This is a genomic window from Candidatus Pelagibacter sp. Uisw_130 (assembly GCF_047722505.1).
Taxonomy (GTDB): Bacteria; Pseudomonadota; Alphaproteobacteria; order Pelagibacterales; family Pelagibacteraceae; genus Pelagibacter.
On sequence record NZ_CP159814.1, the window covers coordinates 539,395 to 562,599 of the forward strand.

General features: G+C 27.6%; 26 protein-coding genes. 16 read left to right on the forward strand and 10 right to left on the reverse strand.

Annotation, left to right across the window (positions count from 1 at the left end):
* Window positions 1–2 precede the first annotated feature (2 nt).
* From bamA to lpxB, 7 genes are read left to right on the forward strand one after another with little or no spacing between them, the layout of a single operon-like run.
* Complete coding sequence (gene bamA / locus ABXT55_RS02860) at window positions 3–2,246, forward strand: outer membrane protein assembly factor BamA (RefSeq protein WP_415285247.1); 2,244 nt, start codon at window positions 3–5, stop codon at window positions 2,244–2,246.
* Complete coding sequence (locus ABXT55_RS02865; protein ID WP_415285248.1) at window positions 2,246–2,770, forward strand: OmpH family outer membrane protein; 525 nt, start codon at window positions 2,246–2,248, stop codon at window positions 2,768–2,770. The genes bamA and ABXT55_RS02865 overlap by 1 nt, the downstream gene beginning before the upstream one ends.
* A 21-nt stretch (window positions 2,771–2,791) precedes the next feature.
* Window positions 2,792–3,241 carry a 3-hydroxyacyl-ACP dehydratase FabZ gene (gene fabZ, locus ABXT55_RS02870; RefSeq protein ID WP_415285249.1) on the forward strand — a complete coding sequence of 150 codons (450 nt, stop codon included), beginning with the start codon at window positions 2,792–2,794 and terminating at the stop codon, window positions 3,239–3,241.
* A gap of 54 nt (window positions 3,242–3,295) precedes the next feature.
* Window positions 3,296–4,276 carry a UDP-3-O-(3-hydroxymyristoyl)glucosamine N-acyltransferase gene (gene lpxD, locus ABXT55_RS02875; RefSeq protein WP_415285251.1) on the forward strand — a complete coding sequence of 327 codons (981 nt, stop codon included), beginning with the start codon at window positions 3,296–3,298 and terminating at the stop codon, window positions 4,274–4,276.
* A complete protein-coding gene (gene lpxA, locus ABXT55_RS02880; RefSeq protein WP_415285252.1) occupies window positions 4,273–5,052 on the forward strand; it encodes an acyl-ACP--UDP-N-acetylglucosamine O-acyltransferase in 780 nt (259 codons plus the stop codon). The genes lpxD and lpxA overlap by 4 nt, the downstream gene beginning before the upstream one ends.
* Before the next feature lies 1 nt (window position 5,053).
* A complete protein-coding gene (locus ABXT55_RS02885; protein ID WP_415285253.1) occupies window positions 5,054–5,848 on the forward strand; it encodes an LpxI family protein in 795 nt (264 codons plus the stop codon).
* On the forward strand, window positions 5,845–6,981 hold the full coding sequence (lpxB, locus tag ABXT55_RS02890) for a lipid-A-disaccharide synthase (RefSeq protein ID WP_415285254.1): 1,137 nt from the start codon (window positions 5,845–5,847) through the stop codon (window positions 6,979–6,981). The genes ABXT55_RS02885 and lpxB overlap by 4 nt, the downstream gene beginning before the upstream one ends.
* Here the strand turns inward: lpxB and gltX are convergent.
* From gltX to ABXT55_RS02925, 7 genes are all read right to left on the reverse strand, one after another.
* The gene (gltX, locus tag ABXT55_RS02895) at window positions 6,958–8,358 is read right to left on the reverse strand and encodes a glutamate--tRNA ligase (RefSeq protein WP_415285256.1); all 1,401 of its coding nucleotides are present in this window, start codon (window positions 8,356–8,358) and stop codon (window positions 6,958–6,960) included. The two genes, lpxB and gltX, sit on opposite strands and share 24 nt — an antisense overlap.
* A gap of 22 nt (window positions 8,359–8,380) precedes the next feature.
* Entirely contained in the window at window positions 8,381–9,058 is a 678-nt protein-coding gene (lexA, locus tag ABXT55_RS02900) for a transcriptional repressor LexA (protein ID WP_415285257.1), read from the reverse strand.
* Window positions 9,059–9,146: 88 nt separating this feature from the next.
* On the reverse strand, window positions 9,147–9,938 hold the full coding sequence (locus ABXT55_RS02905; RefSeq protein ID WP_415285258.1) for an indole-3-glycerol phosphate synthase TrpC: 792 nt from the start codon (window positions 9,936–9,938) through the stop codon (window positions 9,147–9,149).
* Window positions 9,931–10,923: an anthranilate phosphoribosyltransferase gene (gene trpD / locus ABXT55_RS02910; protein WP_415285259.1), complete on the reverse strand. Its 993-nt coding sequence runs from the start codon at window positions 10,921–10,923 to the stop codon at window positions 9,931–9,933. The genes ABXT55_RS02905 and trpD overlap by 8 nt, the downstream gene beginning before the upstream one ends.
* Window positions 10,920–11,495: an anthranilate synthase component II gene (locus tag ABXT55_RS02915; RefSeq protein ID WP_415285261.1), complete on the reverse strand. Its 576-nt coding sequence runs from the start codon at window positions 11,493–11,495 to the stop codon at window positions 10,920–10,922. Before ABXT55_RS02915 ends, trpD begins: the two co-directional genes overlap by 4 nt.
* Complete coding sequence (trpE, locus tag ABXT55_RS02920; RefSeq protein ID WP_415285448.1) at window positions 11,495–12,949, reverse strand: anthranilate synthase component I; 1,455 nt, start codon at window positions 12,947–12,949, stop codon at window positions 11,495–11,497. Before trpE ends, ABXT55_RS02915 begins: the two co-directional genes overlap by 1 nt.
* Window positions 12,949–14,370: a SurA N-terminal domain-containing protein gene (locus ABXT55_RS02925; protein WP_415285262.1), complete on the reverse strand. Its 1,422-nt coding sequence runs from the start codon at window positions 14,368–14,370 to the stop codon at window positions 12,949–12,951. Before ABXT55_RS02925 ends, trpE begins: the two co-directional genes overlap by 1 nt.
* A 56-nt stretch (window positions 14,371–14,426) precedes the next feature.
* Between ABXT55_RS02925 and ABXT55_RS02930 the strand changes: the two genes are divergently transcribed.
* Genes ABXT55_RS02930 through ABXT55_RS02970 form a run of 9 tightly spaced genes read left to right on the forward strand, consistent with a single transcriptional unit; the run spans window position 14,427 to window position 21,118 of the window.
* Window positions 14,427–15,167, forward strand: coding sequence for a triose-phosphate isomerase (locus ABXT55_RS02930; protein ID WP_415285263.1), 741 nt, complete (start codon window positions 14,427–14,429; stop codon window positions 15,165–15,167).
* Between the two features lie 5 nt (window positions 15,168–15,172).
* The gene (gene secG / locus ABXT55_RS02935) at window positions 15,173–15,475 is read left to right on the forward strand and encodes a preprotein translocase subunit SecG (protein WP_271482703.1); all 303 of its coding nucleotides are present in this window, start codon (window positions 15,173–15,175) and stop codon (window positions 15,473–15,475) included.
* Between the two features lie 40 nt (window positions 15,476–15,515).
* Window positions 15,516–17,132 (forward strand): CTP synthase, encoded by a 1,617-nt coding sequence (locus tag ABXT55_RS02940; protein WP_415285264.1) that lies wholly within the window; start codon window positions 15,516–15,518, stop codon window positions 17,130–17,132.
* A complete protein-coding gene (gene kdsA, locus ABXT55_RS02945) occupies window positions 17,129–17,953 on the forward strand; it encodes a 3-deoxy-8-phosphooctulonate synthase (protein WP_415285265.1) in 825 nt (274 codons plus the stop codon). Before ABXT55_RS02940 ends, kdsA begins: the two co-directional genes overlap by 4 nt.
* Window positions 17,954–19,210 carry a phosphopyruvate hydratase gene (gene eno, locus ABXT55_RS02950; protein ID WP_415285266.1) on the forward strand — a complete coding sequence of 419 codons (1,257 nt, stop codon included), beginning with the start codon at window positions 17,954–17,956 and terminating at the stop codon, window positions 19,208–19,210.
* Window positions 19,210–19,512 carry an FtsB family cell division protein gene (locus ABXT55_RS02955; RefSeq protein ID WP_415285267.1) on the forward strand — a complete coding sequence of 101 codons (303 nt, stop codon included), beginning with the start codon at window positions 19,210–19,212 and terminating at the stop codon, window positions 19,510–19,512. The genes eno and ABXT55_RS02955 overlap by 1 nt, the downstream gene beginning before the upstream one ends.
* The gene (lipA, locus tag ABXT55_RS02960; protein WP_415285268.1) at window positions 19,502–20,446 is read left to right on the forward strand and encodes a lipoyl synthase; all 945 of its coding nucleotides are present in this window, start codon (window positions 19,502–19,504) and stop codon (window positions 20,444–20,446) included. Before ABXT55_RS02955 ends, lipA begins: the two co-directional genes overlap by 11 nt.
* On the forward strand, window positions 20,427–20,876 hold the full coding sequence (locus ABXT55_RS02965) for a type II toxin-antitoxin system RatA family toxin (protein ID WP_415285270.1): 450 nt from the start codon (window positions 20,427–20,429) through the stop codon (window positions 20,874–20,876). Before lipA ends, ABXT55_RS02965 begins: the two co-directional genes overlap by 20 nt.
* 35 nt (window positions 20,877–20,911) lie before the next feature.
* The gene (locus tag ABXT55_RS02970) at window positions 20,912–21,118 is read left to right on the forward strand and encodes a DUF2061 domain-containing protein (RefSeq protein ID WP_415285271.1); all 207 of its coding nucleotides are present in this window, start codon (window positions 20,912–20,914) and stop codon (window positions 21,116–21,118) included.
* On the opposite strand, the gene ABXT55_RS02975 is transcribed toward ABXT55_RS02970, so the two are convergent.
* Genes ABXT55_RS02975 through ispD form a run of 3 tightly spaced genes read right to left on the reverse strand, consistent with a single transcriptional unit; the run spans window position 21,115 to window position 23,196 of the window.
* Window positions 21,115–21,585, reverse strand: a complete 471-nt coding sequence (locus ABXT55_RS02975) for a CinA family protein (RefSeq protein WP_415285272.1) — start codon at window positions 21,583–21,585, stop codon at window positions 21,115–21,117. The two genes, ABXT55_RS02970 and ABXT55_RS02975, sit on opposite strands and share 4 nt — an antisense overlap.
* A complete protein-coding gene (locus ABXT55_RS02980; protein ID WP_415285273.1) occupies window positions 21,585–22,088 on the reverse strand; it encodes a phosphatidylglycerophosphatase A in 504 nt (167 codons plus the stop codon). Before ABXT55_RS02980 ends, ABXT55_RS02975 begins: the two co-directional genes overlap by 1 nt.
* Window positions 22,081–23,196 (reverse strand): 2-C-methyl-D-erythritol 4-phosphate cytidylyltransferase, encoded by a 1,116-nt coding sequence (gene ispD, locus ABXT55_RS02985; protein WP_415285274.1) that lies wholly within the window; start codon window positions 23,194–23,196, stop codon window positions 22,081–22,083. The genes ABXT55_RS02980 and ispD overlap by 8 nt, the downstream gene beginning before the upstream one ends.
* Window positions 23,197–23,205 lie beyond the last annotated feature (9 nt).

Genomic DNA, 23,205 nt, shown 5'->3' on the forward strand with positions numbered 1-23,205 from the left:
ATATGTTTAAAAAATTTTTATTAACAATCGTTATTTTTGCTATTTCATTGACCACAAGTTTGGCTGAGATAGTTAATAAAATTGAAGTTAATGGAAATAAAAGGCTTACCAAAGAAGCCATTATTTTATTTAGCAAAATACAACTCAATAAAGATTATGACTCAGCAACCCTAAACTCAAATCTTAAAGAATTATATCAAACCAATTTTTTTAAATCAGTAAAATTAGATTTAGAAAATAATACTTTATACATAGTGGTTGTCGAAAATCCAATAATTGAAAATCTTAGAATTGAAGGTATTAAAAATAAAAAATTCACAGAAAAATTATATGATTTTATGGTATTAAAAAGTAGAAACTCATATCAAGAGAGACTTTTTCAAAAAGACTTAAATTTTATAAAAAATATAATTAAAAAAAATGGTTATTATTTTTCTAAAATTGATACTTCATTAATTCCTAATGTGGAACAAAACTCAATACAAATAATATACAATATAGACCTAGGAGAAAAAGCTAAAATTAAAAACATTTCTTTTGTTGGTGATAAAAAGATTAAAGAAAAAAAGCTTAAAAATATAATTGTTTCTGAAGAATCTAAGTTTTGGAAGTTGCTTTCAAATAAAAAATATCTAGATGAAAGCAGAATCAATCTTGATGAAAGACTATTACTTAATTATTATAAGAATGAAGGTTATTATTTAGCTAAAATTGAAAATTCTTTTGTGGAATCTTTAGAAGATAATTCATTTAACTTAATATTTAATATTAATGCTGGAAAAAAATATATTTTTAATAGTCTTAAGCTAAAACTCCCTATTGATTTTGAAGAAAAACATTTTACTTCTATAAATAAAGTTTTATCTAAACAAGTAGGTAGGCTTTACTCATTAGAAATTATTGAAAAAATACTTGATGAAATTGATAAAATTGCACTTTCAAAAAAATATGAATTTATTAGTGCCTCATTAACAGAGAGTATTAATGATGAAGAACAATTAGATTTTATTTTTACACTTGATGAAACTGAAAAGTTTTACGTAGAAAAAATTAATATAAGTGGAAATCATATTACCTTAGAAGAAACAATAAGAAATTCTCTTATAGTTGATGAGGGTGACCCGTATAATGAGCTTTTATTTAATAAATCTATAAATCAAATCAAAAGTAGGAATATTTTTTCAAAAGTCGAAAATGAGTTATTAAGTGGATCAAATGAAAGCTTAAAGGTTATCAACATTAACGTGGAGGAAAAGCCAACCGGTGAAATTTCTTTGGGTGCTGGATTAGGTACAGATGGTGGAAGTATTGGTGGTGGAATTAAAGAAAATAATTTTTTAGGAAAGGGTATTAGTTTGGATACTAGCCTATCTGTAAGTGAGGATACTATTAAGGGAAAATTTTCATACATGAGGCCAAATTTTAATAATAGCGATAATGACTTAATTACTTCTTTTGAAAATACCACAACTGATAGATTGATAGATAACGGTTATAAAACTAACAATATAGGTTTTTCACTAGGCACAAGTTATGAACAATATGAGGATCTATTTTTTTCACCATTAATAAAAACTAACTTTGAATCGCTTGAAACAACTAGCTTAGCTTCTGCTGCCATCAAAAAACAGGAAGGAGACTATTTTGACGCAAACTTTGCTTACTCATTAACATACGATGATAGAGATAGAGCTTATCAACCTAAAGAAGGCCATAGAATTTCTTTTTTTCAAGATATACCTTTAATTTCCGATAATTATGAGGTTATTAATGGTTTTGATGTAACTAAATACACACCCCTATTTGATGATATGGTTGGTAAAATTAATTTCTATGGAAAAACTGTTAATGCACTTTCTGGTAATGATACGAGACTCTCAAAAAGATTATACGCATCAGGGTCTAAACTAAGAGGTTTTGAAAAAGGTAAAATTGGCCCTTTAGATAATGGTGATTATGTTGGTGGGAACTATGTCTCCGGTCTAAATTTTTCTTCAACCTTACCACAAATTTTACCATCACTAGAAAAAATTGATTTTAATTTATTTTTTGATGCAGCAAATGTTTGGGGTGTGGACTATAGTGACACCATAGATGATTCCAATAAAATAAGATCTTCCTTTGGTTTAGCAATGGATGTTTTGACACCAATTGGACCAATGAACTTTTCTTTAGCACAACCTGTAACTAAAAAAAGTTCTGATAAAACTGAATCTTTTAGGTTTAATATTGGAACGACATTTTAATGCAATTTAGTTTATCATACAAACTTATACTGTTTTTTCTCTTATTTAATACTTATTCTTATGGAGCAACCTCTACAGCTTTTGTTGACTTAAATATTATCATAAATAAATCAACAGCTGGTACTTCAATAACTAATCAATTGAACAAAATTAAAAAAAAAGAAATAGAAAAATTTAAAAAATCTGAAAATGAATTTAAAATTAAAGAAGAAAAAATAATATCTCAAAAAAATGTTTTATCGAATGAAGAATTTAAAAAAAAAATTTTAGTTTTAAGAAATGAAATAAAAAATTATAATGATTTAAGGAATAAAATAGTAAAGGATTCAAATCAAAAATTATTCAATGCTAGAGCCGTTTTGTTAAATAAACTGACGCCAATATTAGCCAACTATTCTACTGATAAAAATATAGACATAATACTACCAAAGAAAAATATCCTCATTGGAAGAACTGAACTTGATATAACCAATGAAATACTTGAGATTTTTAACCAAAAAATAAAAACAATTAAGATTAACTAGAATTAATTATATAAAACATTTATGAAAAACTCTCTTAACAAAGATGATATAATAAAATTATTACCTCACAGAGAGCCTATGTTATTAATTAGTGAGCTAAAAAATATTAAGAAATTATTTTCTGCAACAGGTGTTGTTAATGTCACAAAAGAAAGTTTTTTTGTTAAGGGTCATTTTCCAGGAAACCCTGTAATGCCAGGTGTACTAATTGTTGAGGCATTTGGACAAACTGCCGCCGCATTGACAGCACATGGCATTGATAAGGAAACATACGATAATAAGCTTGTGTTTCTTATGGGTGTTGAAAAAGCAAGATTTAGAAGCCCCGTTATTCCTGATTGTAAATTAGAACTCAATATTGAAGCAATAAGATCTCATGGTAGGGTATGGAAATATAAGGGAGAAGCCTTTGTAGAAGGTAAAAAAATGGCTGATGCAATATGGTCAGCCACTATTGTTGATAGAAAATAATTAGTAATAATTTTTGATAAGTAAACATTCATAATTTTGATATTAAACTTGTCAATGATTAATCCATTTTTTAAAAATAAAGGGCCTTTTAAAATTGATGTAATTTTAAAATCTGCGAATATCAATAACAAATTTAATTATGTAGAAACAAAAATTTTTGATATTAAAGATCTTATTACCGCATCAAATAAAGATATTACTTTTTTTCATTCAAAAAAATATGAAACTGTTGCTTCAAACACCAAAGCTGCTTATTGTATAACAACAAAGCAATTATCCAAAATATTACCAAATAGTTGCAAAGTTATCGAGGTTGACAATGTCCTAATATCTACTGCAATGATTACTAAGATTCTTTATCCTGATTCTGTTACAGATGATTTTGACTCCAAGGTTATAAATATTGAAAAAACTCTTTTTAACAAAACTGTGAAGCATGGCAAAAATGTTTTACTTGGAGAAAACGTTAAAATTGGTAATAACTGTTTAATAGGTCATAATTCAATAATTGAAAGTGATGTTATTATTGGTGATAATTGTTCAATAGGATCTAATGTTATCATCAGAAATACTTTAATTAAAAATAATGTTTCTGTTTTAGATGGATGTGTAGTTGGAAAAAAAGGTTTTGGATTTTTTCCTTACAATAACGAAAATATTAGATATCCCCATGTAGGAATGGTAATAATTGAGGATAACTGTGAAATAGGGTGTGGCTCTACAATTGATAGAGGTTCTTTATCCAATACCATTATTGGAAAAAATACTTTTTTAGATAACCAAGTTCATATAGCTCATAATAATAAGATTGGTGAAAATTGCATCATTGCTGGTCAGGTTGGATTTGCTGGTAGTTCCACATTAGGTAATAATGTAATGATTGGTGGACAAGCAGGAATATCAGGTCACTTAAAAGTTGGTAACAATGTGCATATAGGTGGAGGGTCTGGTGTTATTAAAAATATTCCAGATAATTCTAAAGTAATGGGTTATCCTGCCAAAGGTTTAAAAAATTTTATTAAAGATAATAAATGATAGATAAAACAGCAATAATAGATCCAAAAGCTAGAATTTCTTCAAATGTAGTTATAGGAGCCTATTCTGTAATAGGTCCGAATGTTGAGATTGATGAAAATACAATTATTCAATCTCATGTGAGTATCTCAGGACACACCAAAATCGGTAAGAGAAACAAGATTTATCCTTTTGCGTCTATAGGTAACGACCCTCAAGACTTAAAGTATAAAGGTGAGGAAACCAAATTAATTATTGGTGATCGAAACTCTATTAGGGAATATGTATCTATAAATCCTGGTACAGTAGGTGGTGAGAGTGAAACTAAAATAGGGAATAATTGCCTTTTAATGGTATCCAGCCATATAGCGCACGATTGTATAGTTGAAAACAACGTAGTTATTGCAAATAATGTTGCTATTGCAGGTCACGCAAAAATTGGTGAAAATGTGATTATAGGTGGAAATTCTGCTGTGCAACAATTTACTAGAATTGGAAAAGGAGCAATGATTGGTGGAATGACAGGAGTTTTGCACGATGTGATTCCCTATGCTCTTTCTACTGGTAACAGAAATTCTTTGCAGGGATTAAACTTAATAGGACTAAGAAGGGCTAAGTTTGACAATAAGGTAATTTTAGGGCTGGGTGAAGCTTATAAAGAGATTTTTGCTACCACAAATTTAACAAAAAATTTAAGTAAATTAAATGGTGCTTTTCATGATAACCCACTAGTTAAAGATGTAATTAAATTTATTACAAAAGATAAAAAAAGATCTATTTGTACACCATTTTCATAAGATGATAGGCTTAATTTTTGGTGATACAGACTTTCCAAAGGAAATTCTAAAAAAAATTAAAAAAGAAAATTTAAAGTACTTGATAATAGATTTATCAAAATCAAAAAAATTTAAAAAAGATAAAAGATCTTATTCAGTTTCTATTGGACAATTTGGAAAAATAATTAAAATTTTAAAAAAGAATAATTGTAAAAAAGTACTATTTGCTGGAAAAGTTAAAAAACCTAATTTTTCTAAGTTAAAACTAGATATTAAAGGAATTTATTATATTCCAAGATTAATAAAAGCATTAAAACTTGGAGACGCAGCTATACTTAAAGAAATTATAAAAATTCTATCTCAAAATAAAATTAAGACAGAAAATTCGTTAAAATTTAATTCAGAACTTGCCCTTAAGAAAGGAAACTACTCAAAAGTAAAACCAAACAAACAAGATAAGCTGGACATTCAAAAGGCTATAAAAGTTTTAAATAATCTTGATCAATATAACTTTAGTCAGGGTGCTGTAGTGAGAAATAAAAAAATTGTTTCAATAGAGGGAAAAGATGGAACTGAAAAAATGCTTAAAAATTGCAAAAGTAAAAAATTCAGAAATCATGGGGTACTTGTTAAATTTCCTAAAAAAGAGCAGGATCTTAGAATTGATTTACCAACTATTGGATTAAGAACTTTAAAAAAAAGTAAAATAGCTGGACTCAAAGGTATTGTTTTAAAAAGCAAACAGAATATTGTTTTAGATATTAACAAGTGTATTAAGTTTGCAAATGAAAACAAAATGTTTATTAGCGTAAAATGAAAAAAATATTCATTATAACTGGTGAACCTTCTGGAGATAAACTTGCATCAAAAGTAATTTCTAAACTTAAAAATAATAATCCAGATATTGAATATTCATGCGTTGGAGGAGCCCATTTAAGTAAATTAGGTATAAAATCAATTTTTGATCTTAAAGAAATAACCTATTTAGGTTTTACGAGCGTTTTGTTAAATATTTTTAAGATAAAAAATAAAATAAATTTTACCGTTGATGAAATAATAAAATTTAATCCAGATATCTTGTTTAGTGTTGATAGTCCTGACTTTACATTAAGAGTTGCTGAAAAAGTAAAAAAATTAAATAAAAAAATCAAAACTGTTCATTATGTTGCCCCACAAGTTTGGGTTTGGCGAGAAGGTAGGGTTAAAAAGTTTAAAAAATTTTTAGATCATGTTTTACTCTTATTTTATTTTGAAAAAAAATATTTTGATAAAGAGGGGATACCCAATACATTTGTTGGCCATCCTTTATTAGAGCAAGAAACAAAAACTAAAATAGACTTAACAAATATCATACCAAATAATAAAGAAATTATTTCACTTTTTTCAGGTAGTAGATCATCCGAAATAAAATTACTTTTGCCTATTTTAGTTAACTTTATTTATTTGATGAATCAAAAATTTGATAATTATCTTTTTATCTTTCATGCTACGGATGAAAACAAAGATTTAATTACTGAGAAACTTAAAACATCAAATTTACAAAATACAGAGGTTATTTCTGATGAAAATATAAAAAATCAAGTGTTAGATAAATCTATTTTTGCTGTTTCAAAATCTGGAACTGTTTCACTCGAAATTTGCAAAGCTAAAGTCCCATCTATAATAATTTATAAAATGAATTTTTTGAATTATGTAATAGTTAAATTGTTAATAAAGATTAAGTTTGCAAATATTATTAATATAATTAATAATAAAGAAATAATTCCTGAATTGATTCAAAAAGAATGTAATGCAAAAGAAATTTACAATTCAGTTGTTTATTTTCTAAAAAATCCTGAAATAATGAAACAACAAGTTAATAATTATGAAAAAACTTTAAATCAAATTAGGTCAAAATCTTCATCCTCTGACGAAGCTTCTTTAATATTAAATAAGTTTCTTATTAGCTAATCTCCTTATTACTTCCTCTTTATCTAGAGATATAATTATATCATAGACACCCGGTCCGAATTTTGAGCCCGTTAAAGCTACTCTGAGTGGTTGTCCGACACCTTTAAAATTTGTATCATTTGATTTAATGAGCTTATTTATGATAGGTTCTAACGTTTCTTTGCTTAGTTTGTCTATTTTACTAAATTGATTGTTAAAGTCTGAAATAACTTTTTTTGCCTTAGTGTCAATTAATTTTAAATCTTCTTGATTAAACGATACCTGATTGACAATGATGTATTTTCCATTGTTAAATATATCTTGCAAAGTTTTTGCTTTATTTTTTAAAAAAGTCAGTGATTTTTTAATTTTATCTTTTTTATCTGACTTAATTTCACTTTTATATAACTTACAATATTTGACAAATTGATCAAATAAATCCTTTTCATCTATATTTTTTATATAGTATTCATTCATTGATAAAATCCTACTCATATCTAGTTTTGATGGAGATTTACCAATTCCTTCTAAATTAAAGTGCTGAATGCTTTCCTCTAGTGTAAATATTTCTTTATCTTGATACGACCAGCCTAACCTTAATAGGTAATTTCTTAAAGCATCAGGCATTATTCCTATCTTAGAATAATCATCTAACGTAGATGCATTGTCTCTCTTAGATAGTTTTTTACCTTCAATAGTATGTATCAATGGGATGTGAGCAAAAAAAGGAACTTGCCATTTCATAGCCAAATATATTTGCATCTGTTTGAATGTATTAATTTTATGATCGTCACCTCTAATTATATGAGTCATGTTCATTTGATGATCATCTACAGTTGCTGAAAGATTGTATGTTGGTGTTCCATCATTTCTTAAAATAATGAAATCTTCAATAGTAATATTTTCAATTTCAACATCTCCTTGCACTAAATCTTTTAGTACTGAAGTTCCTTCAATTTTGCTTTTAAATCTAATTACTGGTTTGATATCTTTAGGAGCATCAGATTCTGGTAGATCTCTCCATTTTCTATTATAAACATATGGAAATTTTTTTTGTCTTGCTCTTTTTTTTTGCTCTTCTATTTCCTCTGTTGAACAATAACATTTATAAGCATGTCCATTTTTAAGCAATTCATTTGCTACATTTATATGATCATCAATTTTGGTTGATTGAATGTATTCATCACCATCATGTTCAATACCAATCCACTTTAAAGACTTAATAATTTGGATTTTGTGCTCATCTTTAGATCTTTCTTTATCGGTATCTTCAATTCTAAGATGAAAAGTTCCTTTTTGATTTTTTGAATATAGCCAATTGAATAAAGCAGTTCTTACACCACCAATATGTAAAGCTCCAGTAGGTGAGGGAGCAAATCTTGTTGCTACTTTTGGCATCAATAATTTTTAGACTATTTTCTTAGAAGTTTCTATATAAAGATACAAGAACACCTTGAACTTTTACCCTATCTGGACCAAATATTTTGGTTTCATAGTTTCTATTGGCACTTTCTAGTGCTACAGTTTTTCCTTTTCTTCTAATCCTTTTCAACATAGCTTCATGCTCATCTATTAAAGCTACAACAATTTTACCATTATCTGCAGTGTCAGATCTTTTTATGATAACTGTATCACCTTCATTAATACCAGCTTCAATCATTGAGTCACCTTGAACTTTTAAACCAAAATATTGACCATTTTTTTCAAGATTGCTTGGAAGAGGTATTCGGGAAACTTCATTTTGTATAGCCTCCACAGGTGTTCCTGCAGCTATACTACCTAGCACAGGTATTTCCATTTCATTTAAGTTAGTATTTTCTACATCAAGACCACCTTTGATAACACTAGGTGAAAAGCTGTTGTAAATATCATTAGCTGAAGCTGTTTCAGGAAGCTTTATAACCTCTAAAGCTCTTGCTTTATGGGCCAATCTTCTAATAAAACCTCTTTCTTCTAAGGCACTTATTAATCTGTGTATTCCAGATTTAGACTTTAAATTTAATGACTCTTTCATTTCTTCATATGAAGGAGATACACCAGAGGCTCTCAACTTTTTGTTGATGTATAAAAGCAGGTTTTTTTGTTTTTTAGTTAGCATAAGAACAAATAAAGTACAAAATCTGTTCTACAAGTGTTCTTCTAATTCAGCAATAGCTAAAAACTGTTTAAAATAGAGGTTTATTTGACTAGAGAACCGAAAAAATTGAATTTTTATTTAAATTTTTTAAAAGTGATTCACCAATTAAAAAAGTTTTTATTTCTGTTTTGTTCTCTAAAGAAAGAAGTTCTTCCTTTGTTTTAATCCCACTTTCAGAAATTAAAGGAGAGGAGTGATTATTTAAAACGTTATAGATATCATAAGTTGTATTGAGGTCTGTTTTTAAAGTTTTAAGATTTCTATTATTTATTCCAATTAATGCTTCTTTAAAGTTAAGAGCTTTCTTGGCTTCCTCAATTGTATGTACCTCAACAATTATTGACATATTAAGTCTCATAGCTTCTTCATATAATTCATTAGCAAGGTCATCAGAGACACCAGCCAATATAATTAATATTGCATCAGCACCATAACTTTTTGCAAGAGGTACTTGAAACTTATCAATAAAAAAATCTTTACAAAGAACAGGTAAGTTTATTTTTTCTTTTACTTTACTAATGTCACTTAGGTCGCCCAAAAAGAAATCTTCCTCAGTAAGAATCGATAAACATGTTGCTTTATTGTTATTATAGATTTTTGCTATTTCTATAGGATTATAATCATCAATTATAATACCAGCAGAAGGACTTGCTTTTTTTATTTCTGCAATTAAAGAGATTCTATTATTATCAATGTTGTTTTGAATTTTATCTTTAAAGTTAATAAATGTTTTATTTTGATCTATTTGTTCATTTAAAGCATTTATTGAAATTGATTTTTTTAATAAATCAATTTTCTCAATTTTTTTTTTTATAATTTCATCTAGTACGTCTTTAGACATTTTGAATTTCCTTTAAGTCATTGTATGTTTTTCCTGATAAAATATGTGTTCTAGCTTCATTATAAGCATCAATAAAGATTGTATGTTTTTCTGAAACAATAAGGCCTGCTGCTGCATTTAAACAAACAGCTTTTGAAAAATCGTTATCCTCACCTTTGAATATATCCAGAATTTTATTCGCATTAAATTTTGCATCATCACCAAGTAAATCTTCAAATTTATTTGCACCTACATTTAGTTTTATAGGGTCAATTAATATTTCAGAAATCTCACCATTTTTTAATTGAACAACATTAGTTTTTGAATAGGGTGATATTTCATCCAATCCATCTTCACTATTTACAATCCAGGCAAATTTAATATTTAAATTACTTAAAGCATTAGCAAAAATTTTTAATAGCTTTTTATCAAAAACACCAACTACTTGTCTGTCCACTAGGGCAGGGCTACTTAAAGGACCAATCATATTAAAAATTGTTCTTTTACCTATTTTTTTTCTAGTTGGACCAACAAATCTCATTGCGCTGTGATAGTTAGGTGCAAACATAAAACCAAAGTTATTTTTTTCAATTTGTTCCTCAATATCTTTTGGCTCTAAATCTATTCTTATGTTCAAAGCTTCTAAAACGTCTCCAGAACCACATTTAGAGGAAACAGCTTTATTGCCATGTTTTGCAACCTTAATACCCATACTAGATAGTAGTAGTGCTGAAGCAGTGGAGATATTAAGTGTGTTCATGCCGTCTCCGCCCGTTCCACATGTATCAATACAATCTTTAACGTTAACTCTTTTAGATTTATTTCTTAAAACATAAACCCCTCCAGCAATTTCATCTGAGATCTCACCTTTAGATGAAAGTAGAGTTAAAAAATCAAATATCTCATCATCTGATGCTTTACCATCCATTAGTATCTCAAAAGCATTTTTGCTTTCATTAAACGATAAGTCTTGTTTATTTTTTAATTTATCTAAGAAAATTTTCATTTATTTTTATAGTTAATAAAATTTTTTAATATTTTAATTCCAATGAGAGTTTTTATACTTTCAGGATGAAATTGAACACCGTGGATATTATATTTTTTATGCATTATACCCATGATAATTCCATCTTTTGTTTCTGCAGTAATTTCAAGCTGATCAGATAACGTTTTTTTATTAATTATAAGGCTGTGATATCTTGTAGCTTCAAATTTAGCAGGAAGATTTTTAAGTATACCTATTTTTTTTGATTTTATGGTGCTTGTTTTCCCATGCATTAACTTATTTGCTTGAATAATATTAGAACCAAAAACTTGACCAATAATTTGATGACCTAAACACACACCTAGAATTGGTATTTTTCTATAAAGTGCTTTTACTATTTTAATACAATTCCCTGATTGATTTGGATTACCGGGTCCTGGTGATATAATAATTTTGTCATACTTGTTCTTTATTATTTGTTGATGAGTAATTTCATCATTTCTAATTACATCAACTGTAACACCTAGTGATGATACATAATGATATAAATTAAATGTAAAACTATCATAATTATCTATTAATATAATTTTCATTATTTTAAGGCATTCATTAAAGCTTTTGCTTTATTTACAGTTTCTTCGTATTCTTTAATTGGATTACTATCAGCTACTATTCCTGCACCAGCCTGAACATAGAATTTTTTATTTTTAGCAACAGCAGTTCTTAAAGCGATGCAGGTATCAAATTCACCATTTGCAGAAAAATAACCTATTCCTCCAGCATAAACTTTTCTTTTAGTTTTCTCTAATTCATCAATAATTTCCATGGCTCTAATTTTAGGTGCACCAGAAACAGTTCCAGCAGGAAATCCAGCTAGCAATGATTGAAATTTTGAAAATTTTTTATTATAAACACCCACAACATTAGAAACTATATGCATTACATGGGAGTATTTCTCGATGATAAAACTTTCCGTAACTGCAACTGTTCCTATTTTAGAAACTTTACCAGCATCATTTCTTCCCAAATCGAGTAGCATTAAATGTTCAGAAAGTTCTTTTTTATCTTTAAGTAAATCTTTTGCAAAAAAATTATCTTCTTTTAAATTTTTACCTCTAGGTCTAGTTCCAGCAATTGGCCTAACAGTAATTTTGTTATCTCTTAATCTGACTAAAATTTCTGGACTAGCTCCTATTATTTGAAAATCTTTAAAATTAAAAAAATACATAAATGGAGAAGGGTTAGTAATTCTTAGTTTTTTATAAATTTCTACGGGTGTTTTGGATAAATTAGCTTCAAATCTTTGACTTAAAACTACTTGAAAAATATCTCCAATTTTTATGTATTTTTTTGCTCTATTAACCATTCTTAAAAATTTATTTTTTGATATGTTGGATTTTACTTTGATATTAGTTTTAGTATTACCATTGGAATTACTTTTTATATGAGAAGACTGTATTAATAGGTTATTAATTTCATTCTCAATTTCAAAATATTTTCTTTTGTAATTTGAAATTTTCTCATCATTGTAAACATTTATAATATAGAAAATCTTTTTTTTAAGGTTATCGTGAATAATTAATGTCCTTGGCCTTAAAAGTCTAACGTCAGGTAGATTTAAATCATCCATACATTTGTTTGGAATTTTTTCTACATATCTAATAGAGTCATAAGAGAAATATCCTGATAACAAAGAACAAATAGGTGGCAGACCTACGGGTGTTTTAAACTTAAATTCTTCTATTATCCTTTCTATAATTTTTTCTGGTTCGCCTTTAATTTTTTTTTTAACATTATTGTTAGTTAGATAAGAGTTTCTATTATTAAATTCCCAAATCTTATCCGGGTTTTTGCCAAAGATAGTATATCTTCCTCTTATCTTACCTTTTTCCACTGACTCAAAAATAAAACTATTTTTTTCTACTAGAAAATTGTCAATTAGGTTTAAAACCTCTTGATCATTTTTTACTTTTTGAGAAGTGTATATTATTTGATTTTTGTTTCTTGAGTGTTGAAACTTAAAATCTTTAAAGTTTCGATTAAGCATCATTTAAAGTAATTTTTTACCCTATCTAGAGTTTTTTCATTAACTATCACCTCATATTTATTGTTTAAAAGGTAATCGTATGATTTTAATATTCCGTTTCTATTTTCTGCACTTGCTTCATTAGTGATTGCATTAAGTATATTTGAATCTTGAGAAATTTTTGTATCTTCAAATTTTATAACCTTAGCTATGAATATGTTATCTTCTCTGTCAGCAATTAAAGTAAAAGTGTTAATTGGTAGTGTGTATAAAATTTTAACAGAATTATTTTCAAATTTATTAATATCTTTAATTGAGTTTAATTGGGTTTTTTCAATCTCACCGCTCCCAAGTTTATTAAATGAAGCTTGGTTAAATTCATTTTTATCTAATTGACTTAGTATATCTTTATTAAATTCAAATTTTTCTTTTTGAAATAGAAGGTTAGTTATTTGTTTTACAAATCTTTCATCATTTAAATTTGGTAATTTTTGAATAACACTATCTATTTGATAAAAGATAAATGTTCCGTTGTCTTCTAGTATTTCAATCTCGTCTTTTCTAGAATTGTAGATTTTATTTTCAATTATTTCTTTATTTTCTAAATTTATATAATCATTTTTTGTTATTACATCGATATCCAATTCATTTGTAATTGTCTTAAAATCAATGTTTTTAGATATCTTATTATCAATTTCATCAATAACATCAAAAAAAGCTTGATTAAATTCATCAATACCTAATAAGTTTTTTGGTGTTAATATCACATATGAAAAATCAATATAATCTTGTTTTAATTTTTCTGAGTTATCATCAATAAACATTTTAATTTCTTGATCAGTAAACTCATCAGCTTTTTTATAAAATTTATTTAATTTAATAAATTCAATATCTAATTTTCTATTTTTTTCTATAAAATGCTTATCAGTTAAAAACTTAGGAGATTTTGCTCCACCACTTATATAGGTAAATAATTCTTTTTGTAGAACGTTATTCTTTAATTTCATTTCATACATAGCTGCACTCATGCTATTTGTTAGTAAAAACTTTTCATAAAGCGTTCTTTGAAAGTTACCACTCTCATCTAAAAAGTTTTTATTTTCCTTAAGAGTTTCTGCAATTATTTTATCTGATATGACTAAGTTTAAATCTTTTATTTCAAGATTAAGTAAAGTGGATGAAACCAAAGAGGACAAAAGTTCTTCTATTACATTTTTGTCAATATTCTCTTTTATTACTTGCTGACTTAAGCCAGATTGATTTAGGTAATCCATGAAATCTTGAGTAGAGATATTAGTATTATTTATTTTAGCTATATTATTTTGATTTCCAGTGTTAAATCCTCCACCAAATCCACCAAAGCCAAAAGCTATAATAATAACAAAAATTAGTATTAAGCCACCTATCTTTTTTTTTGTAAAATTTCTTAATGGATTTATCATTGCATTATTAATTTATTGATCTTTAAAATACCAAGCTATAGATTAAATTTTTCATTATGACAAATAAATATATGTATTTTGTAGCTAATTGGAAAATGTATGGGAATTTATCTTCCTTAAATACATTGGATAAAGTTATTAAATTTTCAAAATCTAAAGAAATAAAGGGAGGAAGATTAATTTACTGCCCTCCAAATACTTTAATAAATTCTTTTTCAAAAAAATTTAATAATTGCCAAATTGGTATTGGTGGACAAAATTGTCATGAAAGCAAAGATTACGGTGCCCACACTGGCCATGTTAATTCTCGCATGTTAAAAAATATTGGTGCACATTTTGTAATTATTGGTCATTCAGAAAATAGAGAGCAGGGTGAAAGTGACAAACTAATTAATCTAAAAATAAAAAGTGCTCTCGAAGCTAAATTAAAAGTTATTTTTTGTATTGGTGAAACTTTAAGTGAAAAAAGAAAAAAAAAGACGCACTCAATTTTATCTAAACAAATTAAAATTGGTTTAATGAATATTAAAGATAAATCAAAAATCTTTTTAGCTTATGAACCAGTTTGGGCTATAGGCAGCGGTCTTATACCGAAACCTCAAGATCTTTTTGAAACAGTAGAATTTATCAAAAGTAAGTTTAAAGATAAATTACCAAAAGTTTTATATGGGGGTTCTGTAAACCCTCAAAATATAACAATCCTAAGAGAAATTAATAATATTAATGGTTTTTTAATTGGTGGAGCATCTCAAAATGCTAAAAAATTTATTGATATAGTCAAAAAAACATATAGTTAACCCTCATGGAAAATATTCTATTAGTGGTCAACTTAGTACTAGCAACAATACTTGTGCTCTTGATACTAGTTCAAAAATCTGAAGGTGGAGCACTTGGTATAGGTGTTTCCCAAGATAATTTTATGCTTTCCAGATCTGCTGGTAATTTTATGGGCAAGGCTACAGCAGTAGTTGCAACTTTATTCATAATTTGCAGTTTAGCTTTAACAATAATTTCCAGAGGTGAACTAACACCTACATCTTCTGTATTGGATATCATTGAAGAAAAGTCTAATGATACACCTTCAATTCCTGAAAATAATAATTAATCCTTTTAAATTCATTAATTAATCGCTATAAGATAATACCATGGCGCGATTTATTTTTGTAACCGGCGGTGTGGTTTCTTCATTAGGAAAAGGTCTTTCCTCAGCTTCCCTTGCATACTTATTACAATCTAGAGGTTTTAATGTACGTTTAAGAAAATTAGATCCTTACTTAAATGTTGACCCAGGAACGATGAGTCCCTTTCAGCATGGTGAAGTTTTTGTAACAGATGATGGTGCAGAAACAGATTTAGATTTAGGTCATTACGAAAGATTTTCTGGAATATCTGCAAAAAAATCTGATAATATTACAACGGGAAAAATTTACAGTGATGTTTTAAAAAAAGAACGTAAAGGAGAGTACCTTGGAAAAACAGTTCAAGTTATCCCACATATAACTGACCGTATTAAAGATTTTATAAAAAGTGACACATTAAAAGAGGACTTTGTAATTTGTGAAATTGGTGGAATAGTTGGTGATATAGAAAGCCTCCCTTTTGTTGAGGCTATTAGACAATTTTCTAATGATGTAGGAAAAAAAAATGCTCTATTTATTCACTTAACACTAGTTCCTTACCTTAAAGCTTCAGATGAAATAAAAACGAAACCTACTCAACACTCAGTAAAGGAACTAAGAAGTCTTGGTATACAGCCAGATATAATTATTTGTAGATCTGAAAGGCCCATACCTCTAGAGCATAGAAAAAAAATATCTTTATTCTGTAATGTTGGAATTGAAAATGTAATTCAAACTGTTGATGTTAAAACAATTTATGAAGCACCGATTAGCTTCAATAGAGAAAATTTAGATAAACAGGTACTTAAATATTTTAAGATGAAATCTAAAAAAAAAATTAATTTAAATCCTTGGAAAAAAATTACAAAAATTGTTCTGAATACAAAAAAATCAATCAATATTGCAATTATTGGAAAATATGTTGAACTTAAAGATGCGTATAAATCATTAGACGAAGCTTTAACACACGGTGGTATTGATAATAATTCAAAAATTAATTTAGTGAGAATAGATTCTGAGAACTTAAAAATTTCTGAAATTAAAAAAAAATTAAAAGGAGTTTCTGGAATTTTGATACCAGGTGGATTTGGCAAAAGAGGAACAGAGGGAAAAATTGAAGCAATTAAGTATGCTAGAGAGAAAAAAATTCCTTTCTTTGGAATTTGTTTTGGTATGCAAATGGCCATTATTGAGTTTGCGAGGAATAAGTTAAATATAAAGAAGGCCACATCAAGTGAGTTTGGATTTGGAGGAACACCAATCATTGGTTTAATCTCTGAATGGAATAAGGATGGCAAATTAATTAAAGGTACTGATAAAGATCTTGGTGGCACTATGAGACTTGGTCTCTATGAGGCTAGATTAAAAGAAAATTCAATGATTAGAAAAATCTATAAATCAAAATCAATTCAAGAAAGACACAGACATAGATACGAAGTTAATATTGATTATAAGGATCAATTTGAAAAAAATGGCCTAATCTTTTCAGGATTATCTCCAGATAAAAAATTACCAGAGATTATTGAGCTAAAAAACCACCCATGGTTTATAGCCGTTCAATTTCATCCAGAATTTAAATCTAGACCTTTAGCGCCACATCCTTTATTCTCATCTTTTATCAAAGCTGCTAAAAATCATAAATGAAAAATATAAAAGTCAATTGTGGAAATATAGAAATTTCAAATAATAATAAAATTTTTATTATTGCTGGCCCATGCCAACTTGAGACCGAACAACATGCCATGGATATGGCAGGTAAGATTAAAGAAATTACCTCTAAGTTTAATATGGGTTTTGTTTATAAAACATCTTTCGATAAAGCTAATAGAACAAGTTTAAAAGGCCAAAGAGGTATGGGTCTTGAGCAAGCTTTACCTATTTTTGATAAGATAAAAAAAGAACTAGATGTTCCAATATTAACTGACATTCATAATGCTGAACAATGTGCAGTGGTAGCTCCTCATGTTGATGTATTACAAATTCCTGCATTTTTATGTAGGCAAACAGATTTATTAATTGCTGCAGCCAAAACTGAAAAAATTATAAATGTTAAAAAAGGTCAATTCCTTGCACCTTGGGATATGGTTAATGTTACAAAAAAAATTGCAGACTCAGGTAATAATAATATTTTAGTCACAGAAAGAGGAGCAAGCTTTGGTTATAATACCCTTGTCTCTGATATGAGATCTCTACCTATAATGGCAAAAAATGGTTACCCTGTTATTTTTGATGCCACACATTCAGTGCAACAACCTGGAGGTTTAGGCGTGACTAGTGGTGGTCAAAGAGAGTTTGTTGAATATTTAGCAAGAGCTGCAGTTGCCGTTGGTGTTGCAGGTGTCTTTATTGAAACACATCAAGACCCAGATAATGCTCCGTCCGATGGACCCAACATGGTTCCATTAGATAAATTAGAAAAATTACTATCTCAATTATTTGAAATAGATAATCTAATCAAAAAATAAATGAGTAAGATTTTAAAGATAAGAGCCCGTCAAGTTTTTGATAGCCGAGGAAACCCAACAATTGAAGCGGAAGTTTATTCAAAAAATTTAAGTGCATCAGCTATTTGTCCATCAGGTGCTTCAACTGGAACTTACGAAGCATTTGAAAAAAGAGACAACAATAATAAAAAATATTTAGGTAAAAGTGTTTTAGGTGCAGTCAATTTAGTTAACACAAAAATTTCAAAAAAATTAATAGGTGCAAATATTCATAATCAAACACGTATAGATACAATTTTAATTAATCTTGATGGCACCCGCCAAAAAACAAGTTTAGGTGCTAATGCTATTTTAGCTGTGTCTATGGCTGTAAAGAAACTTTCTGCTAAAATTAAGAGAGTCCCTTTATATAAAACTTTTTTAGTAAAAAATAATTACAGATTACCTTACCCATTAATGAATATTATTAATGGTGGAGCGCATGCTAATAACAGATTGAGAATTCAAGAGTTCATGATTAGACCTGATAAAGCCAAGAGTTTTTCAGAAGCTATGAGAATATGTTTTGTTGTAATTAATAATTTAAGAAAGCTGATTATAAAAAAGGGTTTATCAACATCTGTAGGAGATGAGGGAGGCTTTGCACCAATGATTAGTAGCAATGAAAAAGCTTTGGATTTAGTTGTTGCTGCAATTAATAAGTCTGGTTTTAAAAATGGTAAAGATGTTTCGATTTGTTTAGATGTTGCAGCAAATGAATTAATTAAAAAAGATAAATATTCTATTCATTCAAAAAAATTTGTTTCGGTAGATCAATCTATTAAAGAATATAAAAAAATAATAAATAAATACAAAATTAAATCTATTGAAGATCCATTTGGAGAAAATGATTGGATGGCATGGAGTAAATTAATGAAAAATACTAATAATGTGCAAATAGTCGGAGATGATTTGTACGTAACTAATTTAGAAAGACTTAAAAAGGGTTTTTTAAACAACTCGTCAAATTCGATATTAATTAAACTTAATCAAATTGGTACGGTATCTGAAACACTTGAAGTTATTAAGTTTGCACAAATTATTGGGTATAAAACAATAATTTCTCATAGATCTGGAGACAGTGAAGACACTTTTATAGCAGACTTTGCTGTAGGTACAAATTCAGATCAAATCAAAACTGGATCATTAGCAAGATCCGAACGTGTTGCAAAATATAATCAATTATTACGTATAGAAGAAGAGCTTGGAAAAAAAGCATCAATGAGTAAAATTCATTGATGTTGGGTAAATTAAAAAAAAATTATTTTTTATTAATCTCTACTTTTTTAATACTTTATTTTTTCTTTAACCTTTTAGATGGTGAAAGAGGCCTTTTTTCTTATTTTAAAAAAAATGAAATTCTAATAAATCTAAAGATTGAAGAGGCTAATTTATCTAACAAAATCAAAGATCTTGAATTTAAAAATTCTCTATTAAGTACTAAATTAGACCTAGATTATGTTGAAACCTTAATTAGAGAAAAATTTATGTTTGGCAAAGAAGGGGAGACCCTTTATATAATTAAAAAGAATGACAATTAAACCAAGACATCCAGAAAAAGTTAACAAACCAGTAAATCCAATTAAAAAAAAACCTGATTGGATAAGGTCTAAATTAACTAATAGCAAAGAATTCTTCTTAACCAAGACTATTGTTAATCAAAATAATTTAGTAACAGTTTGTCAGGAAGCAAATTGTCCAAATATTACAGAATGCTGGAGTAAGCGTCATGCTACATTTATGATTATGGGAGACACCTGTACAAGAGCATGTGCTTTCTGTGATGTTAAAACAGGAAAGCCTGAAAATTTAGATCCATTTGAGGCTTACAAAATTTCAAATGCAGTTCACAAACTTAATCTTAAGCATGTTGTTATAACTTCTGTTGATAGAGACGATTTAGAAGATGGAGGTTCCAATCATTTCTTTGATGTAATTACAGCCACAAGAAAAAAAAACCCTCAAACTTCAATTGAAGTTTTAACCCCAGATTTTTTAAGAAAAGGGGATGTTTATAAAAAAATTTTAGAAGCAGACTTAGATGTTTTCAATCATAACATTGAAACAGTACCAAGACTTTATTTAAAAGTTAGACCAGGTGCAAGATACTTTGGTTCATTAGAACTTTTAAAGAATGTAAAAAAAATTAATAAAAAAGTTTTTACTAAATCAGGGCTAATGGTTGGTTTAGGAGAGAGTAAAGATGAATTAATTCAGGTAATGGATGACTTAAGATCTGCAGATGTAGACTTTTTAACAATTGGGCAATATTTACAACCCTCAGCAAAACACCATCCACTTGAGAGATATTACCATCCAGATGAATTTAAGGACTTAGAAAATATTGCAAAGTCTAAAGGTTTTTTATTAGTTTCTTCTTCACCACTTACAAGATCTTCTTATCATGCTGATGAAGACTTTGCTCAATTACAAAAAAATAGATTAGAAAAGTATAATGCCCAAAGCCTCAGTTAAGAGATTAATTGAATGTAATAAAAAACAATTAGTTGATCTTGTTCTAGATATTGAAAGTTACCCAAAGTTTATACCTTATTGTTTAGGTGCAAAAATTCATGAAAAAAAGGAAGAAAATAATCTAATCTTAATAATTGCTGATCTCACAATAGGCAAGGGTCCTTTTGAGGCAACCTATAAAAGTGATGTCAGATTTAATAAAGATACAGACACTATCTTAGTAACCAATATCGAAGGACCCCTCAAACATTTGGATAATAAATGGGTTTTTCTTGAAAAAGATAGCTCTACTGAAATATCCTTTGATATTGATTTTGAGATTGAAAATAAATTTTTAAATATTGTAATGGATAAATCTTTTCAGTATGGTTTAGATAAAATAGCTGACTCGTTTCAGAAAAGAGCTAACGATTTATTCACGGGTAGATAAATCATTTAATGATCATATGTACATAAAGGTAGTTTATGTCTGCAGACTTACAAAAAAGAACAATTGCAAAAACATTAACATGGCGTGTTACTGCTAGTTTAACAACTTTTATTATTGCATGGGCATTAACAGGTGACTTATTAATAGGTGTTTCCATAGGTAGCATCGAAGCTATAGCTAAAATTTTTTTATATTATTTTCACGAAAGAATTTGGAATAATATAAGTTGGGCAAAAAATTAGATAATATTATCGATTATATTAAGTGCAGTGCTAACTGTAATTTTTTGTATAGATATTCTATTTTTATTTTTAAACAGATTTTTCTTAGCTATTATTTTGTTTCCCTTTTTAACACCAATATAAACTAAACCGACTGGCTTTAATTTTGTGCCACCATTTGGTCCAGCAATACCTGTAATTGATATAGATATATTTGCTTTACTAATTTTACTTAAATTTTTAACCATTGATAAACAACATTCTTCGCTTACAGCACCATATTTTTCTATTATTTTATTAGGCACCTTAAGAAGGTTAACTTTTGCTTTATTTGAATAAGTAATTAGACCTAAATTAAATACCTTAGAAGAACCACTTATTGAAGTTATTGAGCTAGATAAAAGACCACCCGTGCAGGATTCTGCAAATGAAACTTTAAGTTTCTTTTTAATTAATTTTTTTACAACCTTATTAGCTAAATTTTTCATTATAAAACATAACTTTTAATAATCATGAAACACACAAGTGATAGCACAACATAAAATCCAGCACAAATATCATCCATAATTACACCAAAACTATTCTTAAAGTTTTTATCAAAAAAGTTTACAGGAAATGGTTTCATGATATCAAAATATCTAAAAAGAATAAAAAATAGAGCATAATAAACAATAGCTTCATCTGCATCTTTTGTTGTTCCATGAGATATCTCATAAAGATATATGGGTATCGATTGACCTAAAAATTCATCAATAATAATTTCACCAGGATCTTTATTCTCATTATTTTCTATATGACTTGAAACGGCGTAAAATGAGTAAATAAATATTATTATCAATCCAAATAAAATTATATTGGGTGAAATATTTAGAGTGTGGAATAGATAATAAAGAATAATTACAGTCGCTAATGACCCAAATGTTCCAGGCATATATTTAACTTTACCAAGACCAAACATAGTAACTAATAATGAGTTGAAAGATTTAATCATTTTTAATAACTGAGGCTATCACTTCACAAGCTATAGCTTTTTCTTTACCAATTACACCTAACTTTTCAGTTGTTTTACCTTTTATATTAATTTGAGTAGGGGAGATATTACAAATTTTTGCAATACAGTTTAATATTTGTTTTTTATATTTTTGAATTTTAGGTTTTTGAGTAATGATATTTATATCAAGATTATTGACTAGGTAGCCTTTTTTTACAGTTTGCTTAATTATTTTACTTAATAGAATTGTAGATCTAATATTTCTAAATTTCTTATTCTTATCTGAGAATTTTTCACCAATATCACCCATAGAACAAGCTCCAAGTATAGCATCTGTTACAGCATGTAAAACGGGATCTCCATCTGAATGACCTAATGTACCAATTGGTGAGGGTATTTTAATTCCACCTAAATAAAGTTTTTTATTAGGTACCAACCTATGAACATCGAAACCTAGTCCAAATTTAATTAAATTGTTAAACTTAATATCTGAGTTTACTGTAATTTTATTATTAGTAGTTTCACCTTTTATAATTTTTATTTTTTTACCAGCCCTTACAAACAAGTTTGCATCATCAGTAACCTCGCTACTTTTATTATTTTGAAGTGAATAAAGTTTTTTATAGTTAAAAGCTTGAGGTGTTTGGATTAAGTAAATATTTTCACGTTTTAAATTTTTAACAATTTTTGAAATTTTTTGTTTAACTGAATCTGCAGTTTTGATTGCAGGAATTACACAGTCATTTGTTTTTAATCCATCCATTAATTTCTTTAAAAGTTTTAGAGAAAAATTCGGTCTTGCAGCATCATGAATTATTATATTTTTAAAATTATTTTTTTTAATACTTCTTAAGGCATTATAGGCTGATTCCGCTCTTGTTTTACCACCTGTGATAATTTTGATGTTTTTGATATTAAGTTTCTTGATATAATTTTTATGTTTTTTATTTACTACAAGAACAATTTTATTAAATTTATTAAAAACTTTAGCTTTATCTATTGAATGTAATAATAAAGGTTTACCTCTATAATTTGTGTACGGTTTTGGAATATTTGAATTAAATCTTTTACTTTCGCCACCAGCAAGTATTATAAAACAACTATTCATGATAAAAAT